This is a genomic window from Dendronalium sp. ChiSLP03b, assembly GCF_034531165.2.
GTDB lineage: Bacteria > Cyanobacteriota > Cyanobacteriia > Cyanobacteriales > Nostocaceae > Dendronalium > Dendronalium minutum.
The window spans coordinates 1-6,161 of sequence record NZ_JAVRBR020000048.1; the positions used below are offsets into that span (position 1 = coordinate 1).

General features: G+C 36.3%; 3 protein-coding genes and 2 pseudogenes. All 5 read right to left on the reverse strand.

Going from position 1 to position 6,161, the window contains the following annotated elements; all coding sequences use genetic code 11:
• Positions 1-120: 120 nt before the first annotated feature.
• Positions 121-808 (reverse strand): annotated as a pseudogene (locus RMY31_RS12420) (DUF6444 domain-containing protein); the annotation flags it as partial.
• A 60-nt stretch (positions 809-868) separates the two neighbouring features.
• Positions 869-1,189 (reverse strand): annotated as a pseudogene (locus RMY31_RS12425) (transposase); the annotation flags it as partial.
• Between the two features lie 67 nt (positions 1,190-1,256).
• Positions 1,257-1,535, reverse strand: a complete 279-nt coding sequence (locus tag RMY31_RS12430; protein WP_409877891.1) for a hypothetical protein — start codon at positions 1,533-1,535, stop codon at positions 1,257-1,259.
• Between the two features lie 125 nt (positions 1,536-1,660).
• Complete coding sequence (locus RMY31_RS12435) at positions 1,661-3,265, reverse strand: serine hydrolase domain-containing protein (protein WP_409877892.1); 1,605 nt, start codon at positions 3,263-3,265, stop codon at positions 1,661-1,663.
• Positions 3,266-3,363: 98 nt separating this feature from the next.
• Complete coding sequence (locus RMY31_RS12440) at positions 3,364-5,382, reverse strand: ABC transporter ATP-binding protein/permease (protein WP_409877893.1); 2,019 nt, start codon at positions 5,380-5,382, stop codon at positions 3,364-3,366.
• Between the last annotated feature and the right edge of the window lie 779 nt (positions 5,383-6,161).

The window sequence follows — 6,161 nt, forward strand, 5'->3', positions numbered from 1 at the left end:
TTTTACCATCAAACTGTACCCCCTAGATAAACGCTTAATAACTGCACAGTTCATTCTCAATAAGCACCTAATTTTTTCAAGGAGTATGTGCCTCCAAAACCTTTATCTGGTTTAGTTTTGCGCTGATTGTCGCCCCTTGAAGGTTGCAACCAAAGTGCCTAGCCCAATTTCAATTTGACCCAATTCCCACAACAAAACTTGGCTGTTTTTCATAGGGCATATGTGCATAATTATTTGCCCATCCTAAAAATGCCTGTAATTTAACCCCTAAATCTTGTCCTGGAATAATTTCTTCTGGCCAGCGTGCTGCTTGTAAATTACCACAGCATTCACACACACAGGTTTGGCGTTGATACTCCACTACTTCTATTGGGCATTCCACCAATTGCGCTACAGTCTGTTTTTCTACTTTTACTGCCACACTCGCAAATGCTTTGTGACCACAACAGATACAATTAAGAGGACGTAAAATTTCAAACCGATCTATTCTGCCAAAACCTTTACGAGTCTTACCTTGATGTCCTGGCTGTCCCCCTGGTTTTCTTTTGGAATGATTTGATTGGTCTTGGGGCGGTGCTTTTTTGTTTTCGCTCTTTTTGTGAATGTCTTGTGATGGTGGTTTCGACGAATTAGAACTGTCTAAATCTCTACTGACTTTTAAACGCTCTATTTCTTGCTGTAGTTCTAAGATGGTTTTTTGTAATTCACGTATTACCTTGCTCTGCTCAATAATTATCTCTACCAGCTTTTCTTTCGGTAACTGGTTCAAGTTTTCCAGGTCTATATCTTGAGGCAGGCTTTGGTTCATATCTGTGATACTCTACCTCAACTGTCCCCTTTGTCAATACTCTGCCACCTGAATCCTTACAAAAAATCTATCTAACCCATAAGTCTGTTTACCCGATTTACTGACTACAACTTCATCTCCAGCCAGTAGATATACTTCATTTTCTCGCCACAAATGTTGACGAAAAAATAGCCAAAACAATGTCGCCCAAGGTATTACTGTCCCAAAGAATCTCCGTATCGTTCGATAACTACCACCAACACCCGTCCAACGCGAGATTCCCAACATTGTGACTCGACCGCTCATCGATAATATGGCTAGGATTATTTGGTTCAATTGCCGCATTGTTGTAGCTTTTATCTGCGGCAGGAGGCATTGCAACAGTGATAAGATATCAGGCATGGGCTGCTTGTAGCTTTTGAGTTGTCGTTGTGAGAGACAATAACTCTACTACGTCAGCCCTCTCTCTTCATACTCTTTTTTTGGCTAAGGTATTGCTAATGCGATTATATTCAAACACTGTGATGCCAACTCGCTCAATCTTGGGACTCACATCTTGATAAGCATCAAAGTTGAGCAATTGAGTTTGAGCATATAACATCTCACACTCTTCGAGTGTGGCAAATTCTTTCAACCGAATAAGAGGAATTCGTTGTTCCAGCAGCATTTTTAAAGATTCTGTAGTTAAAGGATACTCTTGTTTGTTATCCCATATCGACGATTTAATCTGGTTAGAAGCAGCAGTCATAATACAGTTCCTTACATTTCAATTTCAACTTTCAGTTTTGACCAAACTCAATTCATACTCATATTCAGCAACTACAGCAAATCTGCTTCGTCATTGCGAAAATGATTTTTGACAAACAAAATTATTTACTGTTTGCTAAAATAGAGTCTTCGTACCCTGTCGCTACAACGATATAAAGCGACAATTTGACCTTCTCGATCTCGTACAAATTCAAACTTATCTATATATGTAAGATATCTAAGAAAGAGGTTTTGCCCAGCCACTTTGAGATGAGATGGTGGATAACCTTTGCTCTTATAATATAATTTATCATCTACCAGATTTATTTTAAAGTGGTACTCTAATTCAGCAGAATAATAAGTACCAACATAATCTGCTAATATATCTTTTGGAGAATCTAGAATTTTTTCAAGGGTGTAGGTTTTAATACCATCACCAATATCTATTTTGACTATCATTCGATTAATATCTTCAGAAAACTCAATATTATAGTCAGTCTCATTATCAACAGATTGAAAATGATTGGTATCAATTGGAATAAGTTGAAAATACATCCATGCTAGTTTAGCCATTAATTTTTCATCTTCTATCTTTAACTCCCATATGCTTCCAGTCGTGAGGTTATGATAAAATCCAGCTTTTGGTTGTAGCTCCACTACAGGTAAATTAATAGAGCTAATAGAACGCGAAATAGGTTTAGCAATATCTTTAATATAATCATTTTCTAAATATATATCAGCTACTTGAAAAGCTAATTTAGTCGGGTTAAGCGTACTTAAATTAGCCAGACAGATAACAGAAAACTGGCGTTCGGGAAATCGAATAAAGTCACTCTGATAACCCATCCAAGAGCCTCCATGCCTAATTGTCTTTAAACCGCCGCGATCGCCAATCAGCAACCCAAATGCACCTGATATAACTTCGCCATTATTGAGTTTGCATGGAGTAGTTACCTCTTCAATTAAATCTTGTCCGTAGCCACCTAAGATATTGTGGTAGAAGTTCCGATCCCAAAGTAGTAAATCTTCAATTGTTGTGTAAAGCTGTCCGTCTCCACAGAAATCGTGAAAAGATATATTACTCTGGAAACCGCCTCCATCTTTTGGAGCGTATCCATTGGCTCTATTTTTCACGATTTCTCTGAAGTTATCGTGAAAATGGGTATTTTTCATTCCTAGCGGGGCAAAAATATGTTCTTGGGCAAATACACGCAGAGATTTGCCAGAGACACGTTTCACAATTTCTGCTAATAAAATGTAGCCAGAATTACAGTATAATTGCTCGGTTCCAGGCACAAAATTTAAACTTTGTTGTCGAGCAATTAAGGCAATAATTTCTTCGTTTGAATAATTATTCTCAAATATCATTCCAGCAAATAATATTAGCGTTAAATAGTCACGCAAACCGCTGGTGTGGTCGATTAGATAGCGGATAGTAATAGAGTGACTATACTGAGGAATTTCTGGAATATATTTTTGTAATTCATCATCGAAGTTAAGCAATTTTAGTCTGGCTAGTAAAACGATACACATTGCTGTAAATTGCTTGGAGTTAGAAGCGATATCAAAGACAGAATTAGAGGTTAGGGGAATGTTATATTCCAAGTTGGCCATACCATAACCGCGTTGGTAAATTATCTCCCCATTCTGAATAACAGCAATAGCACAGCCAGGAGAATTAGGTTTATCCCACTGGACGAATAATTCATCGACTTTGGTAATTAGCGACATTATTTCTGATTTTTCAACTGCCAGAGCTAATTTTTGATATTCTTCAGTTTAACTGTTTGACAAAAAGTACTTCCTTGATTTCTTAGGGATAGTAGCCACTAAACTCTCACCCATTTCAAGACTTTAGGATCTTTATCATATCCATAGGTAACGCCGTCTCTAGTAGTGATAAACTCCCCTTTGCTTGCCTTACTTCTAATAGTAGAAACAGAATAGTAGGTTAATTCATTCATTTCCTTATGAGAAAGTTTTTTGATTGTGCTGCTCTCTGATTCATTTTGGGACTTATCTTGAGATGAGTTATCTATTTTGATTTGACCATTTGTGTTAAGTTTAGTAATACTTTCTTTTTGACCTTTTTGATTCCGATAATCTTGTACCTTCATAAGTTTCCAGTTGGAATTTTGTGCAAGTTCTAATACCCATTGATGATAATCAAATAGGCTTTCTCTATGTCCCACACTAATAAATGTTGTTTTCGTTTCTTGTAACTGTTGATATAAATGACCTTCATTTTTCAGATCTAAGGCACTTGTTGCTTCATCTAATATCGTGAACCTTGGATGAGTAACTAATAATCGTGCGAAAGCCAGACGTTGTTGTTCTCCTAGCGATAGTATGTTCTCCCAAGGAACTTCTGTATCAAAGCCTTCAATTCGACTGAGCAAGTTTTGTAGGTTGACTTGTTGCAAAACTTCTTTGAGTTGTGCGTCGGTCATTTGACGATTTGTATTAGGATAAAGCAACTGTTCGCGCAAGGTTCCTAAAATTATGTAAGGACGTTGGGGTAAAAATAAAACTTCTTCTAATGGAGGCCGCACCAAACGGCCAGTCCCCGCATTCCACAAACCAGCGATCGCTCTGAGGAGAGAACTTTTACCTCGACCGCTAGGCCCAACAATCAATAAACCTTCTCCTGCTCTAACAGACAGTGACAATTCTTCAACTATCACCTGTTCATAGTCGGGTGTTTGTAAAGTGACATTCTCAAAAACGATCTGATTTTCTTCTATTGTTTTAATGGTAGTTACATCCTCTGGTTGTTTGGTAACAGCTTCTAACGCATCTGAAAATTCAGATAATCGTTCAACATAGCTAGAAAACCTTCCAGAGTTCCCAAATTCATTAATTAAATCACCCAAAGCATTAGCAAAAAAATAGCAACATACAGATGCTTGGATAATTTCTCCAAATTCCATTTCACCTCTAATTTGTAAAGGTCCAAATACTATATATGGAAATATTTGAATTACAGATTGATAACCTCTATTAAAAATCTCATTGTTCTTCTCCCAATCAATTTTACGTTTAGCATTTTTTATCAAATTACTAAATCGGCGGGCAATAATATTTAATTCTTGGTTCTCTCCTCGAAAGAATGCTACTGATTCAGCATGAGTACGGAAATGAGTCAGGCAATAGGTGTAGTCAGCTTTCGCTTCGAGTTCTTCTCGATTAATTTTATTTAATTCTTGAGTCAAGTAAACAGCAATCAAATTTCCTATAACTGTATAACTAACTAAAATCAGTGCAACAGACTGAGAGATTGACCAAAGAACTAATAAAAAAGCTGTCATCTCCAGTATTTTTTCTAGGAGAGTAGCTGAAAAACTTAAAGCATTGCTTGCAATGGGTTCGATTTCTTGAGATAAACGTTGATCTGGATTATCAATATTAGATTTAAAGTTGATTTTGTAATAAGCTCGATTGTTTAAATATTTTGATAAAATCTTATTATTCAGCCATTGATACCAATCTATAGCAATTTTTTTTCTCACTAGCCTGGAGAACCCCGTTAAGAGAGTTCCCAATGCTAAAGCTGAACCATAAAGCAGTAAAGCATCATAAAACTTAGAGATTTCCTTCTCTTTAATGATGATATCAGCCAAATAGCGATTAATAAAGCTATTAAAAACATTTGCACCAACAAGCACAATTATTAATAATATCAGGAGAATAAGCATTCCCCACGAGCGAATCACTTCTGAAAATGCTCTGTCTCCTGGCTCGTTTGGATACCAGTAAGGTTGGGCGACCGCTTTTACATCTTTCCAAAATTGAATAAAACCTAAAAAAGCATTTGTTGGAGGTTGAGCTTGAATAACTTGGGTTGGCATATTCTGAAACTAAACTAAGATTTTACGTAATAAGTAAGCTAGTTTATAGAAGTAGTTTTAATGCTCCAACCCTTACAAAAGAAGGGAACAGGGAACAGTGATAAAAACTTTAGTTCTGGGTTTAAAGCCCTGTTTTTAAAAGACGTTTTCTGAGGTTGCATAGCACGAAAAAAAATAGCGTCATTGTTTTAATCCCACTATGCGTAAGGGTGGGTTTCCCTATTGCTTGTTCCTTATTACCTCTGAATAAATAAGCATTTTAACCATAAATAAAGTAATAAATTGACTTAATGTAATTGTTGGGCTTTTTGGAGAATGATAGGCTTTTGTAACGAGTCGTTAAACATGGTTTTGAAGGTATTGTTTAGCCGAATATTTCTAGTCGCTGACGCATTGATTCATCTGCTGTAATCTCCTTGGTGTAGATAGTTAACAGCAATGCATATATTGAGTTATCAGCAAATAACTTTTCCGCCACGTGTCATATTGTATAACGCAGTATATACTAATTGACATTTTTATTTTTTGTTTCTTTACATTTTTATTTTTTGTTTCTACCCCAATTTACTGAGCAAATATCTCTTAACTGTCTTAACTGTCTTAACTGTCTTAACTGTCTTAACTGTCTGCTTAACTGTTTTAATTGGTATTGTATTTTTGTTTTTAAGGTGCGATAATTCACAGATTCAAGTAAAAAGTACAGCTTTAAATAACTGTGCGATCGCTGATTTTGAAACGGAGAGAGGAATTAGTGCCTTGAGGGATAATGGTTAAGAGAA